The organism is Lentzea albidocapillata (genome assembly GCF_000719115.1).
Taxonomy (GTDB): domain Bacteria; phylum Actinomycetota; class Actinomycetes; order Mycobacteriales; family Pseudonocardiaceae; genus Lentzea; species Lentzea albidocapillata.
The window spans coordinates 38,768-53,730 of record NZ_JOEA01000004.1; the positions used below are offsets into that span (position 1 = coordinate 38,768).

Annotated in this window: 16 protein-coding genes and 1 pseudogene; 10 read left to right on the forward strand and 7 right to left on the reverse strand. The window is 67.4% G+C overall.

The window, feature by feature from the left end:
• The first annotated feature begins 7 nt into the window (after positions 1-7).
• Complete coding sequence (locus IG04_RS0105815; protein ID WP_051768989.1) at positions 8-1,258, forward strand: MFS transporter; 1,251 nt, start codon at positions 8-10, stop codon at positions 1,256-1,258.
• 15 nt (positions 1,259-1,273) lie between these two features.
• Here the strand turns inward: IG04_RS0105815 and IG04_RS0105820 are convergent, their stop codons facing one another.
• Positions 1,274-2,119: a glycosyltransferase gene (locus IG04_RS0105820; RefSeq protein WP_030475492.1), complete on the reverse strand. Its 846-nt coding sequence runs from the start codon at positions 2,117-2,119 to the stop codon at positions 1,274-1,276.
• A 110-nt stretch (positions 2,120-2,229) separates the two neighbouring features.
• Here IG04_RS0105820 and IG04_RS0105825 point away from each other — a divergent pair, with 110 nt between their 5' ends.
• The 3 genes from IG04_RS0105825 to IG04_RS0105835 are packed head-to-tail and all read left to right on the forward strand — an operon-like array spanning position 2,230 to position 5,890.
• Positions 2,230-3,255: a glycosyltransferase gene (locus tag IG04_RS0105825; RefSeq protein ID WP_245816558.1), complete on the forward strand. Its 1,026-nt coding sequence runs from the start codon at positions 2,230-2,232 to the stop codon at positions 3,253-3,255.
• Positions 3,252-4,700: a lipopolysaccharide biosynthesis protein gene (locus IG04_RS0105830; RefSeq protein ID WP_036013994.1), complete on the forward strand. Its 1,449-nt coding sequence runs from the start codon at positions 3,252-3,254 to the stop codon at positions 4,698-4,700. The genes IG04_RS0105825 and IG04_RS0105830 overlap by 4 nt, the downstream gene beginning before the upstream one ends.
• A complete protein-coding gene (locus IG04_RS0105835; RefSeq protein WP_036013880.1) occupies positions 4,697-5,890 on the forward strand; it encodes a rhamnosyltransferase WsaF family glycosyltransferase in 1,194 nt (397 codons plus the stop codon). Before IG04_RS0105830 ends, IG04_RS0105835 begins: the two co-directional genes overlap by 4 nt.
• Here IG04_RS0105835 and IG04_RS0105840 read toward each other — a convergent pair.
• A complete protein-coding gene (locus tag IG04_RS0105840) occupies positions 5,883-6,848 on the reverse strand; it encodes a TolB-like translocation protein (RefSeq protein ID WP_030475496.1) in 966 nt (321 codons plus the stop codon). The two genes, IG04_RS0105835 and IG04_RS0105840, sit on opposite strands and share 8 nt — an antisense overlap.
• Before the next feature lie 137 nt (positions 6,849-6,985).
• On the opposite strand from IG04_RS0105840, the gene IG04_RS0105845 reads away from it, so the two are divergent.
• Both IG04_RS0105845 and IG04_RS0105850 read left to right on the forward strand, forming a co-directional pair.
• Positions 6,986-7,834, forward strand: coding sequence for a YveK family protein (locus IG04_RS0105845; protein ID WP_144065588.1), 849 nt, complete (start codon positions 6,986-6,988; stop codon positions 7,832-7,834).
• Positions 7,813-9,141 (forward strand): O-antigen ligase family protein, encoded by a 1,329-nt coding sequence (locus IG04_RS0105850; RefSeq protein ID WP_036013881.1) that lies wholly within the window; start codon positions 7,813-7,815, stop codon positions 9,139-9,141. The genes IG04_RS0105845 and IG04_RS0105850 overlap by 22 nt, the downstream gene beginning before the upstream one ends.
• Here the strand turns inward: IG04_RS0105850 and IG04_RS43730 are convergent.
• Together IG04_RS43730 and IG04_RS0105860 are read right to left on the reverse strand one after the other, a co-directional pair.
• A complete protein-coding gene (locus IG04_RS43730) occupies positions 9,125-9,301 on the reverse strand; it encodes a DUF397 domain-containing protein (protein WP_211257688.1) in 177 nt (58 codons plus the stop codon). The genes IG04_RS0105850 and IG04_RS43730 overlap by 17 nt on opposite strands.
• Entirely contained in the window at positions 9,276-10,127 is an 852-nt protein-coding gene (locus IG04_RS0105860) for a helix-turn-helix domain-containing protein (protein ID WP_030475499.1), read from the reverse strand. The genes IG04_RS43730 and IG04_RS0105860 overlap by 26 nt, the downstream gene beginning before the upstream one ends.
• A 110-nt stretch (positions 10,128-10,237) precedes the next feature.
• On the opposite strand from IG04_RS0105860, the gene IG04_RS0105865 reads away from it, so the two are divergent.
• The 4 genes and pseudogenes from IG04_RS0105865 to IG04_RS47090 all read left to right on the forward strand — a co-directional run bounded on the left by IG04_RS0105865 (position 10,238) and on the right by IG04_RS47090 (position 12,766).
• On the forward strand, positions 10,238-10,981 hold the full coding sequence (locus tag IG04_RS0105865) for a maleylpyruvate isomerase family mycothiol-dependent enzyme (protein ID WP_030475500.1): 744 nt from the start codon (positions 10,238-10,240) through the stop codon (positions 10,979-10,981).
• A 74-nt stretch (positions 10,982-11,055) separates the two neighbouring features.
• Positions 11,056-11,475, forward strand: a pseudogene (locus IG04_RS48880) (DddA-like double-stranded DNA deaminase toxin); the annotation flags it as partial.
• 136 nt (positions 11,476-11,611) lie between these two features.
• Positions 11,612-12,019 (forward strand): Imm1 family immunity protein, encoded by a 408-nt coding sequence (locus IG04_RS0105880; RefSeq protein ID WP_030475503.1) that lies wholly within the window; start codon positions 11,612-11,614, stop codon positions 12,017-12,019.
• A 291-nt stretch (positions 12,020-12,310) separates the two neighbouring features.
• Positions 12,311-12,766 (forward strand): Imm1 family immunity protein, encoded by a 456-nt coding sequence (locus tag IG04_RS47090; RefSeq protein ID WP_030475504.1) that lies wholly within the window; start codon positions 12,311-12,313, stop codon positions 12,764-12,766.
• Between the two features lie 14 nt (positions 12,767-12,780).
• Here IG04_RS47090 and IG04_RS0105890 read toward each other — a convergent pair whose 3' ends face one another.
• From IG04_RS0105890 to IG04_RS0105905, 3 genes are all read right to left on the reverse strand, one after another.
• Positions 12,781-13,191 carry an Imm1 family immunity protein gene (locus IG04_RS0105890; protein ID WP_030475505.1) on the reverse strand — a complete coding sequence of 137 codons (411 nt, stop codon included), beginning with the start codon at positions 13,189-13,191 and terminating at the stop codon, positions 12,781-12,783.
• Complete coding sequence (locus tag IG04_RS43735) at positions 13,179-13,952, reverse strand: DddA-like double-stranded DNA deaminase toxin (RefSeq protein WP_051768993.1); 774 nt, start codon at positions 13,950-13,952, stop codon at positions 13,179-13,181. Before IG04_RS43735 ends, IG04_RS0105890 begins: the two co-directional genes overlap by 13 nt.
• A 117-nt stretch (positions 13,953-14,069) precedes the next feature.
• Positions 14,070-14,957, reverse strand: a complete 888-nt coding sequence (locus IG04_RS0105905; RefSeq protein WP_144065589.1) for a DUF1444 domain-containing protein — start codon at positions 14,955-14,957, stop codon at positions 14,070-14,072.
• Positions 14,958-14,963 lie beyond the last annotated feature (6 nt).

Here is a 14,963-nt window from a genome sequence, read left to right on the forward strand (position 1 = left end):
GTGACCCGTGTACGTCGCCTCCTCCCGCCCGTCCAAGACCGACTTCCGCAAGCGGTTGCCGGGCACGGTGTTCGCGCTCGGCACGGTCAGCCTGCTGACCGACATCTCCGCGGAGATGATCACGGCGTTCCTGCCGGTGTACCTGTTGTTCACGCTGCACCTGGGCTACGCCCAGTTCGGCCTGCTGGACGGCATCTACACGGGTGCCACGGCGGTGCTGCGCCTGGTCGGCGGCAGCGTCTCCGACAAGTTCCGCAAGCCCAAGGCCGTCGCCGCGGCCGGGTACGGGCTGTCCGCCGCCACGAAGATCTTCTTCCCGCTGGTCGGCGCCTCCCCGTTCGGCATCGGCGCGCTGATGGCGGCGGACCGCGCGGGCAAGGGCATCCGGACGGCGCCACGGGACGCGATGATCTCCCTGGCCACACCCGCGGACCGGCTCGGGGCGGCGTTCGGCGTGCACCGGAGCATGGACACGTTCGGCGCGCTGCTCGGCCCGCTCATCACGTTCCTGCTGCTCTTCCAGATCGGGACCGTGCCGGGGCCGATCTTCGCGGTGTCGGCGGCGTTCGCGGTCATCGGGTTGATCGTGCTCATCGCGTTCGTGCGCGACACGCCGACCGGCAAGAAACCGAAGGGGCCGCGGCCGTCGTTCCGGGCCGGGCTGAACCTGCTGACCGACAAGAACTTCCGCCGCACGACCATCTCCGCCGGGATGCTGGGGCTCGCGACGGTGTCGGACGCGTTCGTCTACGTGCTGGTGCAGAAGGCCACGAACATCCCGCTCGGCTGGCTGCCGCTGCTGCCGCTCGGCACCGCGATCGTCTTCCTCGCCGCCGCCGCGCCGCTCGGGAAGCTGTCGGACCGGGTGGGGCGCTGGCGGATGTTCCTCGCCGGCCACGCGCTGCTGCTCGGCGTGTACGCGCTGCTGTTCATCCCCGAGGGCGGTATGGGGGTCGCGATCGCGGCGCTGCTGCTGCACGGCCTGTTCTACGCGGCGACGGACGGTGTGCTGTCGGCCAAGGTGAGCGAGACGGCACCGGAGTCACTCCGTGCGTCAGGGCTGAGCGTCGTACAGACCGGGCAGGCGCTGGGCCGTCTCGTCTCGTCCGTCGCCTTTGGACTGCTGCTGCAGTTCTCCACCTTTGGGACGAGCATCACGGTAGCGCTGGCAGCACTCACCGTGACGCTCGTCTTCGCTGCGCATCTAGGACGATCTGAAGAGCAGCGCCTGTCTCTCTCACGAGAAAAGCGCTCGTGAGAGAGACAGGCGGGATCAACCGCGAGCAGCCAGCTTCTGCTTGATCTTCTCGAAGCCACCCTTGCCGAGGACCTTCATGGCCGCGTTCTTCGCGGCCACCCGCCCGGAGTCGCGCAGGAAACGGATCGGCTGATCCACCAGACGGTCCTGCGCCACGGCGATCGCGCGCGGCGCGGACACGTCGTCCAGCGAGTCCCCGAACGACGCCTTGTAGGGCTCGGGCGAGACGAGCCGGCCGCGTGTGCGGTTCGACACGTTGCCGCCGTGCACGACCTGCAGCCAGCCCGGCGCCCCGCCCAGTTCGACGACGGGGAAATGCAGGTGCATGTGGTTGTGCCAGTGCGCCCAGCACGTCACGGGTGCGTCCCAGGACTCGCGGACCGAGACGAACGCGTTGTGCCGGTCCACCCGGTGATAGAGCCCGCCCGGAGACTTGATCAGGCCGTTGACCAGGTAGTACGCCGCCGTGGTCGTGGGACGGGGAGCCGCGCAGAGGCGTTCCACGAAGTCCGCCGCGAGGCCGTCGTCGTTGTCCAGGTTCGTGGTGATCAGCTCGGAACCGGTCTGGGAGAAAAGCGACCGGACGTCCGATCTCAGTTCTTCCCGCGACACTTCCGGACGGTAAACGGGCGTGTACGCATCACCGTGTGAGGCGATTCTGTCCTTGAGCCATTGCGGTGATTCGGGGTCGAAATAGATGAGCCAACGCGTCCGTTTGTCCGTCTGCGCGAGCACCGATGGCAGGCAGTAGCGCTCGAACAGCGCAACGCGTTCGGTCAGCCATCCTTCCTTTGCCCGGACGTAACTTTCGGCACCCTTCGAAGGCAGGTTGAAGCGCGTCAGGATGACGTGGTCGGCCATGACTCCCCTTACTCCGGTCATCGCCTACATCGCCTGATGAGACCAAAACGTTGCGGCGCTAACGAATGCCGGGCGGTACCGATACTCAGGTTGTGCCAACGCTTCCCACAGTGGACGTCGTGATCCCCTGTTACAACTACGCCCACTTCCTACCGGCTTGCGTCCGCAGTGTCCTCGACCAGCCCGGTGTCGACGTGCGGGTGCTTGTGATCGACGACACGTCGTCGGACAACACGCCCGAGGTGATGGCCGAACTGATGGCCGCGGACAAGCGCGTCGAGGGCTACCGGCACGAGGTGAACAAAGGGCACATCGCCACCTACAACGAGGGCCTGCTCGACTGGGCGACCGCCGACTACACGGTGCTGCTGTCCGCGGACGACCTGCTGGCTCCCGGAGCGTTGGAGCGCGCGGCCGGGGTCTTCGAGCAGAATCCCGAAGTGGGCATGGTCTACGGCCGCGTCGTCTACTACAGCGACCACAATGCGTTGCCGAGAGTGACTGAGCTTCCGGTGAGATCGAAGGTCTGGCGGGGCGAGGAGTGGATCGAGAACCGCTTCCGCAGCAGCCGCAACGTGATCTCCTCGCCGGAGGTCGTGGTGCGCACCAAGATCCAGCAGAAGGTCGGCGGCTACCGCTCCGACCTGCCGCACGCCGGCGACCTGGAGATGTGGCTGCGCATCGCGGCCGTGTCCGACATCGGCTACGTCAGCGGCAGGCCCGGCGCCTACTACCGGGTGCACGAGAACTCGATGATGCGCACGACGTTCAAGTCGGTGTTCGCCGACCTGGAACAGCGCCGTGACGTGTTCGACCTCGTGCTGGAGCAGAACCCCGGACTGCCCGCACGGCTCAAGTCGCTGGCGCACAAGGCGATCGCGGCCGACGCGCTGTGGCGTGCGGTCCGGCTGCACGACCGCGACCAGCTCGACGGTACCGAGAAGGAACTCCTCGCCTTCGCCCGCGAGACCTATCCGGACCTCGAAGAGCTACCGGAGCATCGCGCTCTGTTGCGACGCCAGAAGTTCAGCCCTTCTTTTCTGAGCCGCACGCAACTCTTCCTCGCGCCACACGCCTACAAGAGAGCGAAGTTGTTCATCGGGACGCAGCGGTGGAAGTGGCGGGGCGAGTGGTGACGACGCAAGAGAACACGGGTCAGCTGGAGGGCAAGGTCTCCTCGGCGATCCGCTGGAGCGCGATCAACTCGCTGCTGCAACGTCTCTCCGCGGTCGGCATCAGCATCCTGCTGGCCCGGCTGATCGCACCCGAGCAGTTCGGTGTGTTCGCGGTCGCCCTGGTCGTGCTCAACATCGTGCTGAGCGTCTCCGAACTCGGCGTCAGCGCCGCGCTCGTCCGCCACAACGGCCCGATCGACGAGATGGCGCCGACCGTCACGACGCTGTCGCTCGCGTCGGGCTCGTTGCTGGCGCTGATCTGCGTGCTCGGCGCGCCGTGGTTCTCGAACGCCATGGACGCCCCCGAGGCGGCCGGCGTCATCCAGCTCATGTCGATCGCCCTCGTCATCGCGGGCGCGTCCGCGGTGCCGGGCGCGATGATGCAGCGCAACTTCCGGCAGGACCACAAGTTCTACGCCGACACCGCCGCGTTCGTGTGCGGCACGGCCATCGCGGTCGTGCTGGCGTTCATGGGTTTCGGCGCGTGGAGCCTCGCGTGGCAGCGGATCGCGCAGAACCTCTCCGCCGCGGTCATCATGTTCTGGCTCACCAAGGACAGGTTCCGGCCCGGCTGGAATCCCGTCCAGGCCAAGGAACTGCTCGCGTTCGGCCTGCCGCTCGCGGGGTCGAGCCTGCTGATCTTCGGCGTGATGAACGTCGACTACATCGTCGTCGGCGCGATGCTCGGCACCATCCCGCTCGGCTTCTACCTGCTGGCGTTCAACCTCGCGAGCTGGCCGGTGGCGGCGTTCAGCGCCCCGGTGAGGAGTGTGTCGCTGGCCGCCTTCTCCAAGGTGCGCGAGGATCCCGAACTGTTCCAGAGGTCGTTCGGGCGTGCGCTCGGACTCCTGGCGCTCGTGACGGTGCCTGCGTGCGTGCTCCTGGCCGCCCTCGCCGAACCGCTCATCCGCGTCGTCTACGGCGAGCGCTGGGCTCCCGCGGCGACCGCGCTGGCGTTGCTGGTGCTGCTCGGCGCGGTCCGGGTCGCGCTCGAACTCGGCTACGACTTCCTCGCCTCGGCGGGCCGGTCGCGGGCGATCCTCGTGATCCACCTGGTCTGGCTGGGCGCGCTGGTGCCGTTGCTGGCGCTGGGCGCGCACCTCGACGGCATCCGGGGCGTCGCGGCGGCACACGTGGTCGTCGCGGTGCTGGTCATCACGCCCGCGTACCTGATCACCTTCAAGCCTTACGGCATCCGCGCCGGAGCGCTCGGCACGCGCCTGCTCCGGCCGTTTCTCGGCGGTCTGCTGATGGTCGCCGTCGTGCTCGCGGTCCGGAACATGATCGACAGCCAGGTGCTGCAGATCCTCGTCGGTGGCGCGCTGTCCTGCCTCGCCTACGCGCTCGTGGTGTTCCCGATGCGACACGAAATCCTTGCGGTGCTGAAGAAGAGGGCGAGCGCGTGAGACGACTGAGGCAGGTCACGAAGATCGTCCGCGAGCAGGGCGCCAAACAGCTCGGCGTCCGGCTGCTGACCGCCGCGACCCGCAGGCTCGGCGCCGAGGGCGAGGACCTGCCCGTACGGCTCGACGACGTCCGCAAGGCCGACGTCGAGGCGCGCAAGCCCGTGGTGATCCCGCCGATCCCCCAGGACGGCAGGCTTGTCGTCAACTGGGTCACCACTCCCCCGTCGAAGGGCTCCGGCGGCCACACCACGATGTTCCGGCTGATCCGGCACCTCGAGTCGCTCGGGCACGAGTGCAGGCTGTACCTGTACGACACGTTCGGCAACACGGTCGCCGACGTCGAACCCGGCATCCGCGCGGCGTTCCCGTTCTTCAAGGGCTCGATCCACGACGTGACGGACGGGATGGCGGACGCCCACGCGGTGTTCGCGACGGCGTGGATCACGGCGTACCCGGCGTTCAACGACCCTTGTGCGGGCAAGAGGTTCTACCTCGTGCAGGACTACGAACCGTGGTTCTACCCGTCCGGCGGTCTCTACGCGCTGGCGGAGAACACGTACCGGATGGGCATGCACGGCTTCACCGCCGGCCGGTTCCTCGCCGACAAGGTCCGCGACGAGCACGGCATGCCGGCCGACTACTTCGACTTCGGCTGCGACGCCGACAGGTACAAGCTCGGCGACGACGAGCGCGACGGCATCGTCTTCTACGCGCGGCGCAAGGCACCGCGCAGGGCGTTCGAACTCGGCGTGCTCGCGCTGGAGATCTTTGCCGAGAAGCACCCCGACCTCAAGATCCACGTCTACGGCGAGAAGATCGGCGACCTCGGGCCGCAGTTCCTCGACCACGGCCTGGTCACGCCGGACGACCTGAACGCCATCTACAACCGTTGCTTCGCCGGGTTGTCACTGTCGATGACCAATGTTTCGCTGGTGCCGCACGAGATGCTCGCGGCCGGATGCATCCCCGTGGTGAACGACGCGCACTTCAACCGCGTAGTCCTGGACAACGACCACGTCCGGTACGCGACACCCACTCCGCACTCACTGGCGCGTGCTCTGTCCGAAGTGGTCACAACGCCGGACTTCGGCGCGGTCGCCCGTGCGGCCGCGTCCAGTGTGGAGGGACGTTCTTGGGATACGGCAGGACATGAGCTGGAAAAGGTGCTCCGCCGCGAACTCGCTACATGACGGGGGACGGCGACGTGGCGTCCGAAATGAGTACCCTCGCGGGCTGCGAGCCGTCGGCGGGAACCACGTGAACGGCCGGGAGCTTGGCGTCCTTGGGCACCGCGGCGAACGCGAGGTCGCCGGCGGTGAGCCACGTCGCCTGGTCGTCGATGCCGGCGGTGCCGGGCAGCCGCGTCTCGGTGTTGGAGGCGAGGTCGAGCACCGCGAGGTCCCACGGCCCGAGGCGGCCGATGCGCTTCTTGTACGCGACCTTCGTGCCGTCCGGCGAGAGCGACGGGCATTCTGCGTCACGACGCAACGTCGTCACGGACTTGGCCACCAGGTCACCCTTCACCAGCCAGGTGAAACCGCCGCTGGCGAGCGTCGCGTAGAACGTCCTGTCGTCGGAAGCCACGGTCAGGCCCCAGTAGTTGACGTCACTGGCTGTGTGCGGAACACCCTCCACAGTGGCGGCGAAGTGTTCGAGCGACTCGGCCGTCTCCCCCGTGCGCAGGTCGTGGAAGCCGGTGCGGGTGGAGAAACCACCGGGCACCGAGTACGAGTCGCCGGTGACGAAACTGGTCCAGGACACCACGTTCCCGGACTGCGAGACCTTCGCGCGGCTCGGGATGCCCGGCAGCGGAATGGTCTTGACCGCCTTGCCGTCGCGGCTCACCTCGGCCGAGTAGGTCGGGCCGGGACCGGACAGCTTCAGGCACACGCTCGTGCCGCCGGCGGCGTAGAACCGCTGGCAGACCAGCTCCGTCGGGGTGCGGGAGCCGCCGTCGGCGAGCTTCTCGACCCGGTGCTGACCGCCCGCGAGATCGACGAACAGAAGATCGCCGGTCCTGGCCTGCGACACCTTCTCGGCGCCCGCCGGCTGCCTCGCGTCGGTGGCCGCTGTGACGACGTAAGCCGTTGTCCCACCGACGACCACGAGAATGGCCGCGATGGTCACGGTCAGTCGTCCTGCACGCATGCTGCCTCCTGGATTCCCTTCCTTCATCGCCGCACAGCTACGGCCTGTAACAGTTGGCAGCTCACCCCGATTTTCAAAGCAGGCGATACCCTACGAACAGTGCGTTCGCAAGACCGAGCCGCGGATCGGGGATTTTGATGGACTTCTGGGGAACCGTACGAGTGCTGCGGCGGCGGTGGTACATCGCCCTTCCCGCAGTGCTGCTCACCGGTGTCCTCGCGCTCTCCGTCTACATCACCGTGCCCACGCGGTACGAGTCGAGCGGCGTGCTGGTCCTCACCTCCCCCGCGGCCGGTGGCCGGTACTCGGAGAAGACCAAGCCCGAGGACGTCGTCAGGGTCAACCCGCTGCTGCAGTTCGACGGCAGCCTCACCACCACCGCGCAGATCCTCACCCAGGTCCTCGGCGACCCCAAGACGGCGGAGGAGCTGGCGGGTGAGGGCTCCACGGCCGTCTACACCGCCAACACCGGTCCCGTCGGCGGTCCGCTGCTGTTCGTCACGACCGAGGCCGACTCGGCCGAGACCGCCGAAGGCCTCGTCGGCAAGGTGCTCGAGAAGACCGTGGCGGAGCTCGCGGCGCAGCAGAAGGCGTTGAGCGCGCCCGAACAGACGTTCATCACCGCGCAGGTCCTGGTGAAGCCGACGACGGCCTCGGCCAAGATCGGCGGCAAGGTCCGCTACGTCGGCGCGGCCACCGTCGTGTTGCTGCTGCTGACGCTGGCCTCGACGTTCGCCGCCGACTCGATCCTGCTGAAGGTCAAGCGCCGCAAGGACGGCAAGGACAGGGACGCGAAGGACCTGGCACCGTCCGAGAAGGACACCACGCCGGCTCCCGTTCCCCCGGTCCGGCCGAACCCGCAGACCAACGGCAACGGAGTCGCGCCCCAGCGCCCAATGCCACAGGGCCTGCCGAACGCGCATCAGAAGACCGTCATCATCGCCGCACCCAAACCTGACCCGGCATGGCCGACGAAAGACGACTGATCGCCCAGCGAGCCGACGGCGCCACTCTGCTCATCTTCTACATGGTGGCGCTGCTCGTCGTTCCCGCCCGGTTCACCATCGCGTTCGTCCCGATCACGCTGCCCCCGGCGTTGTTCGTCGCGATGTGCCTGGCGGTGGTCTGGTTCGCCGCGCACCTCGTCGACCACCTCGGCCTCGCCAAGGGCCGCAACGCCGTCCGCACGATCCTCGCGATCTACGTGATCCTGCACCTGATGACGTACGCGCTCGCGACGCGGCGCTACCTGCCGATCGACGAGCTGTCGGTGTCGGACTCGGCGCTCATCAGGATCGTGTCGATGGCGGCGCTCGCGGTGTTCGTGTGCGACGCGGTCCGCAGCGGCGAGAGGCTGAGCCGCGCGCTGCGGGTGATGGTGGCCTGCCTGACGGTCAGCGCGTTCGTCGGCCTGTTCCAGTTCGGCCTGGGTCTCGACCTCGCGTCGTACATCTCGCTGCCGGGCCTGCGCGTGCAGGACAACGGCTACTCGGCGCTGGAGTCGCGCTCCATCTTCTTCCGCCCGGCCGGCACCGTGAACCACCCGATCGAGTTCGGTCTGGTGTGCGTACTGGGCGTGCCGTTCGCCGCGCACTTCGTGTTCCAGGCGAAGGACCGCGGCGAGCCCGTCGGCCGCTGGTGGACCGCCCTGTCACTGCTGGCGCTGATGGCGATCCTGTCGCTCTCGCGCACGGCGATCATCGGCCTCGTGGTGACGGGCATCGTGATGGCGATCCTGCTGCCCCGCGAACGAGGCCTGCCGCTGCTCGGCGTCGGCGCGGTGTTCCTGGGCGGCGCGTCCATCGTCGTGCCGGGCCTGTTCGGCACGGTCACCTCGATGTTCTCCAACATCGAGGACGACCCGTCGTTCCAGGGCCGCACCAAGGACTACGACGGCGCCTGGCTGGAGATCGCCAAACACCCGTGGCTGGGCAGGGGCTTCGGCACCTTCCTGCCCTCGAAGTACACGATCCTCGACAACCAGTACCTGCTGACGATGATCGAGAACGGCTACCTGGGCCTGATCGCCTTCGCCCTGCTGTTCCTCGGCGCCATCTTCGCGGCACTGCGGGCCCGCGCGCTGTCCCGCGACGAGGGCGTGCGCGGCATCGCGATGTGCCTGGTGGCCGCGATGCTGACGTCCGCGCTGGGTGCCGCCACGTTCGACGAGCTCGCGTTCAGCGTCGCGACCGGCATGACGTTCATGCTGATCGGCGTGTCCGGCGCGTTGCTGCGCATAGCCAGACAGGAGGCCGCCGCGCGCAAGGCGGCCGAGGTCAGGCCAGCCAGCTGAGCAGGCTGCGCCAGGCAGGGGCGGAGAACGCGAGGACGTCACCGCTCGCGTTCTTCGAGTCCCGCACCAACGCGTCCTGGGCCAGCGACACTTCGACGCAGTTGCTGTCACCGGTGCCGCCGCTGTAGCTGCTCTTACGCCAGGTCCGTTCGATGGCCATGAGGGTCCTCTCGCAGTCCGCTGACGTACTCCGCCAGCATGCTCCGAGATTGTTCCTCATCCAGGGCAACCGCATCCAACCGCTCGAAGAGCGTCCTGCTCGACTTGATGGCCGAGGTGTCCTGCGCGAACACCTTGGCCAGATCGGTCTCCGAGTAGGCCAGCGGTGATGCCTTGCCGAACTCGAACAGCGAGACCGGCGAGTGGAGCGCGAGGCCTACAGCGTTCGCCGGCACGATGCGCACGATGTGCGCGTTGAAGAGGAGGCGCAGGTACTGGTCTTCCATGACCTTGACGTCGCCGATCCGCATCTGCAGCGCCAGTTCATGCACGTAGAACACACATTCAGGGCGGTAGGGCCGTCGCCAGATGGACTGTCGCTCCATGCGCAACGCGACGAACTTCTTGATATCTTCCACCGACTCGCAGCCGGTCTCCACGAAGAGCGCGTGGGCGTAAGTTTCCGTCTGCAAGAGGCCTGGGATCGACAGGATCTCGTAGGCGAAGATCTTCGTGGCCATGTTCTCGACCATGGTGAGTGTGCGCAGGTTCTCCGGCACCTGGGCGAAGTACAGGTCGAAGGCGTGGCGGTACCGGTCGGCGAAGTCCTGCAGGAACTCGATGCCCTTCCCGCACGTCGCCAGGTACTGGGCCAGGTCGACCTCGGTGGGGCGGGCCTTGCCGGTCTCGATGTTCGAGACCTTGCTGGGATCCCATCCCAGCTGGGCGGCCATCGCCCGGCCTCCGAAGCTGGTGTTGTTCTCGCGCAACCTGCGCAGTTCGTCGCCCAGATCCCGGCTGTACGCGGTGGAAATGCTCGCAGTCATGCTCTTGGACCGTAGGCGTTGAAGTAACTCCATAGAACGGCTCGTTCGGGTGAAAACGGACCAGCTTTAAATCATTGTGCTGCCACCGCGGCACGGTGATAGACAGCAGCGTGCACAACACTCTGGCGTTCCCTGACCTGCTGCGACTGATCGAGGAACGGACCGGCGCCTTCTGCGCCGCCATCGCCTCCGCACCCGACCTGGGCGCACCGGTGCCGACCTGCCCGGGCTGGACGCTGTACGACCTGGTCCAGCACCTGAGCGACGGCCGCCGCAAGTGGGCGGAGATCGTCGCCGCGGGCCCCGCCGACGCTCCCCCGGCCCGCACTCAGGTCGAAGCGCCGCGCGAGGACCTGGTGGCATGGATGACCGAGTCGTCACGACTGCTGGTCGACGCCCTGAAGGAGTCCGGCCCGGACCGCGCCTGCTGGGCGTGGTGGAGCGACTCGCAGGCGCCGGCCACCGCAGGCGCCGCCGCCCGCCACCAGCTCCAGGAGATCGCGGTCCACACCTACGACGCCCAGCTCACCATCGGCGCCGCCCAGCCGCTGCCGGACGAGGTGGCGCTCGACGGCGTCGACGAGTTCCAGACGACCTGCGTCGCAACAACGTCCGCGTGGCCGCACGAGCCCGCGATCGTCGACTACCACACCACCGAGGGACGTTCCTGGCGCGTGACGCTCGACGCCGGCGGCGCCCGAGTCGGTGAGGTCGAGGGCACCGCCGACGCGTCGCTCAGCGGCACGGCGAGCGAACTGGTGCTGGCCTTCTACGGCCGCAAGCCCGTCGAGGAGCTGAAGCTGGAGGGTGACGCGCGGGTGTTCGACCGGCTCATCAGCTGGGAACCCGCCTAGAGGAGAACGATGTGGCGTCGCTCGGAGATGTGGGAGACGCACTGCGGCGCGTGCTGGGCAAGATCGACCAATCGATGGCCGCCCACCACGCCGCAGCTGATCTCGCCGAGCAAGCGCGTGAGCTGCTCGCCTCGGCGGCGTCGGGAAGCACACAAGCGGACGTAGATCAGACGTGCGCGCTGTTCACGCGAGTGATCGAGGGAATTACTGAGCCTGAGGGGCAACTCTCCACGCTGGCCACCGTGGCTGACGAGATCCGTTCCTACCTGCACAGCCTCGGAATCCTTTACGGGCCAATCGCGATCCCAGCCGAACGCGTGGACGCGCTGCGCCGGGAGTTGCCGCCAGCTATCACGGAGCCGAACTCAGGTCGCAAGACTCACGGCCGATGGATCGGTCCCGACGGCGTCGCCAGGACCGTCGTCAGCGGCAAAGACGCTGACGCCCGGCTGGTCGACGATCAGCTGGAACGGCTGGACATGCCAGGCCGTGCGGCCCGTGCGGGAGATGTCGAGATGAAGCTCGCCGCGCACATGGCCGAGCACGGAATCAGGGCGCCACACTCACCGTGCACGGCGTGGCCCCGGACGGTACGTGGTTTCGCAAGCGATACTCAGGAGGTGCCCGCCCGTGGTGGCGCTAGAGGCGTGGTTCGACATCAACTCCGACGATCCGACAATCGTCCGCACACCAGACGAACTGGATGCCGTGCTGGACCAGGTGGCCGGTTGGGGCGGGTCGCACATCGTGGAGCTACTGGTGGCCGACGACCCTGGCCACGCGATCTTTGATGTCGGTCTGGACGGCAAGCGGGAACTCGGCACCCTCTACTACTCGGCACGGAACCGGGACACGTGGTTCAGCCAGGGCACCGACCCGACCGCGCCGACGCCGCTCTACTACTACATGGGGTCTGATACCGAGTACCCACCCGGTGCGGAACTTCCGCTGGCCGAGGTGCGCCGGGCCGCACACGAGTTCCTGGCAACCGGAGGGCAGCGGCCAACCGGGATTCAGTGGCAACCGCGCCCGGAGTAGCCCATACGGCAACGCGAATGGCCGCCGGCCGCAGCGAACGCGTACTCACCGATCTCCGTGCCGCACACCACGATCGCTCCGGCACCGAGTGTCGCACTAAAGCCGGGCAGTCAGCGATTGCGATGCTCGCGGAGATCGAGCAGGCTGCAGAATAGTTTGCCCAGGTCAAGCCAGCGTGCAGAGCGGCAGCGAACCGGACGGCGAGCAAGAGCGGATCAACGGCTACCTGATCGAGAACGGCATCATCGACCCGCCAGTAAGGTCACGGGAGTTTCGCGGAAGGGACACGCGGTGAGCTACACGCTGGATGTCTGGTATTACACCGACACCCACGACGCGGACGAGCCGGTGTCGGTCCGTTCGGAGTCGGACCTGGAGCGCGTGCTCCGCGAACTCGTCGAGCACGAGCAGCCGCACCCTACGCAGGTTTCCGCACCTGAGCTACCGACGCGCGGACTTGCCGAAATCCCCGACCGCATGTTCAAGATCGGTGTCACCCAAGGGGGTGAGGTCGGCGCGATGCTCTACTTCGGACCGACCGCTGAGGGTGTTGAAGGCATTTGGATGACGCGCGCCGACGAGCCTGCCGGTGACATGCCGACGTTGTATCGAGACGTCGACAGCCGCAGGGAGTTTCCCGCCGATGCGGCGCTGCCGCTGTCCTTGGTGGGCAAGGCATTGCGCGAGTTCCAATCGACCGGCGTGCGTCCGGACTGCGTTCAGTGGCAGGAAGCGGACGCCTTCTGACGCGCGGAAGGCCGCTAGTCGGTCCAAACCTGCCAGGTGATGTCGTGAGGGCGACCGCCGCCCGTGCTCATGTACTCGTGTGCGGCGCGGCGGACGTCAGCCAGGGGGATCTCGGCGGTGGCGGGGAACTCGGTGTCAGACCCCATGTAGTAGTAGATGGGAGCGGGGTCCACCGTGTCACTTCCCTGACTCGCGTAAGCGTCCGGGAGCTCCTGGTTCGAGTAGAAGAGGACCCCGCGTTGCTTGGCACCGTTCAGGCCGACGTCCAGAACCACATAGCCGGGGTTGTCGGCGATGAGGAGCTGGAGTTGGCCGGGGTAAGGCCACGCGGCGATGGTGTCCAGGACCGCGTCCAGCTCATCCGAGGTCCGGACGATCGTCGGGTCCTCCGCGTCGCTGTCGAACCACGCTTCTAGCGCCACCACGGGCGAGCACCTCCTGTGTATCGCTTCCTGAACAGCGTGCCGTCCCTGTTCACACCGTGCACCGTCAGGGTCGCACCTTCCGGAAGCATGATCGGTACGAGGGTGTCGCAACTCAACTGGCCCCGGCACGGAACGTTGTTGATGAAAACCGTGACGTGTGAAATGCCATCGCGAACCATGCGTGCGGCGAGCTTCATCTCGACGTCCGACGACTTGGTGATCCTCCGCACCGGCATGCCCAGGCGTTGAAGCAACGCGCCGGCGGCTAGTGAATCGTCGTCCTTCCCGCTGACGATCGCATGAGCTTGGCCGTCAGGCCCGACCCAACGGCCGTGCGTCTTGCGTCCGGGATCGGTCATCGGATTGACCGGTGGAGGCAGTTCCCTGCGCAACTCGTTCGCGCGTTCCGCGGAGACCGCGGACGGGATCGAGGACGTCCCAGTGTGACCCCGTGGGTCGGTGGGCGCTGTCGCGGCTTGCGCGGATCGATCCGATGCTGGAGACAGCGTGCATTGGTACCGTCGAACCGACGCGATGGCTGCGCCTAGCAGTTCACCAAGAGCCTGCATCTCGTTGCTGGCGTGTTGCCACTGTTCGTGAGTCGTCTCCGCCTCAGGATCAACCGACCCGTCCATCGCGTTGGCGAACAACGTGATCGCGTCCGAGGCCGACTCGCGAGCGCTTTCCACGAAGTCGCGAGCCTTGGTCGCCAGCTCGCAGGCGCGCTCGAGCTGCGTGGAAATCTCGCCGAACGTCGCCATGCGCGACCTCCCCAGGCCCCGTGCCGGACCTATCGGGACGGTACCGGTGTTCGTGGAGGGCGAGGACGACCTGCGCGTCTTCGACCGGCTCGTGGCGTGGGAGCCCGAATAACCGGCTCAAGCAGTCCCGTACTCCAGCCCCACGGTGAAGAGCAGGTCCTCGAAGTCGTCGGAGTAGTACGTAGCCATGCCCAGGCCGTTGTGGTGCCCGACGGTTTCGAGCCCGCCCACGGGCATGGGACGCCACCAGTACACCCGCGAACTGAGCTGGTGCGCGCTGTTCGCGTGGCACTCGGCGGCGAGCCGCCCGACCTCGTCCAGTGCCGCCAGCACGCCCGCGGTGTCCCGGTCCCGGATGACGTGGAAGATGAACTGGTCGCGGGCGGGCATCGCGACCAGTGCGCCGTGGGGCGCGTCGGCCACTCCGGTCAACACCTCGATGACCCACGGGATAATCAGCACCAGGGAGCCGACGTAGTCCGAACCTTGCAGGTAGTAGACGCCGTCGCCCTCGAGGTACCCGTCCGGCAGCTCCCCCGCCAGGTTCTCCGCGCCGGCGTCGTAGAGCTGGTCCAGACCGTGCCGGAGCACGTCCTCGTCCTTCATGATCACGATGGAGTCGGGCCGGTCGAAGGCGAGCACCCGGAGCAGGCCGGGCGTGATCTCGTCGGCGTAGGACGCGACCTCCGACACCCCGCTGTCCGAGGTGGCCAGGCGCAGGTAGGTGCGCTGGAGCACGACGTCGGTCGGCCCTTCGAGGTCGGAACCGTCCGCCGTCCCGAGAGCGATGGCCCGCCGGAAGTGCTCGTCGACCAGATCCGGCCACTCGCCGGCCGGAACGCCGGCCAGTGCCGCCGACAGCGACTCGAACCCGAGCTCTAGCTGCTCCGGATGGCTGACCTCGACGTGGTCTTCGTGGACGACGATCCGCATGCCGATGAACGCTGGACTGCGGCGCGCCAGGTGCCGCAACCGGTCCTGTTGCGCGGTGGTGAGCAAATGCACCGCCGG

Bases quoted from the DNA above. Each gene is read 5' to 3' on its own strand.
- IG04_RS0105840 (WP_030475496.1), bottom strand. From the start codon at position 6,848: ATGCGTGCAGGACGACTGACCGTGACCATCGCGGCCATTCTCGTGGTC.
- IG04_RS43730 (WP_211257688.1), bottom strand. From the start codon at position 9,301: ATGGCCATCGAACGGACCTGGCGTAAGAGCAGCTACAGCGGCGGCACC.
- IG04_RS0105820 (WP_030475492.1), bottom strand. From the start codon at position 2,119: ATGGCCGACCACGTCATCCTGACGCGCTTCAACCTGCCTTCGAAGGGT.
- IG04_RS0105850 (WP_036013881.1), top strand. From the start codon at position 7,813: ATGGCCGACGAAAGACGACTGATCGCCCAGCGAGCCGACGGCGCCACT.
- IG04_RS0105860 (WP_030475499.1), bottom strand. From the start codon at position 10,127: ATGACTGCGAGCATTTCCACCGCGTACAGCCGGGATCTGGGCGACGAA.
- IG04_RS43735 (WP_051768993.1), bottom strand. From the start codon at position 13,952: ATGGCGACGTTCGGCGAGATTTCCACGCAGCTCGAGCGCGCCTGCGAG.
- IG04_RS0105845 (WP_144065588.1), top strand. From the start codon at position 6,986: ATGGACTTCTGGGGAACCGTACGAGTGCTGCGGCGGCGGTGGTACATC.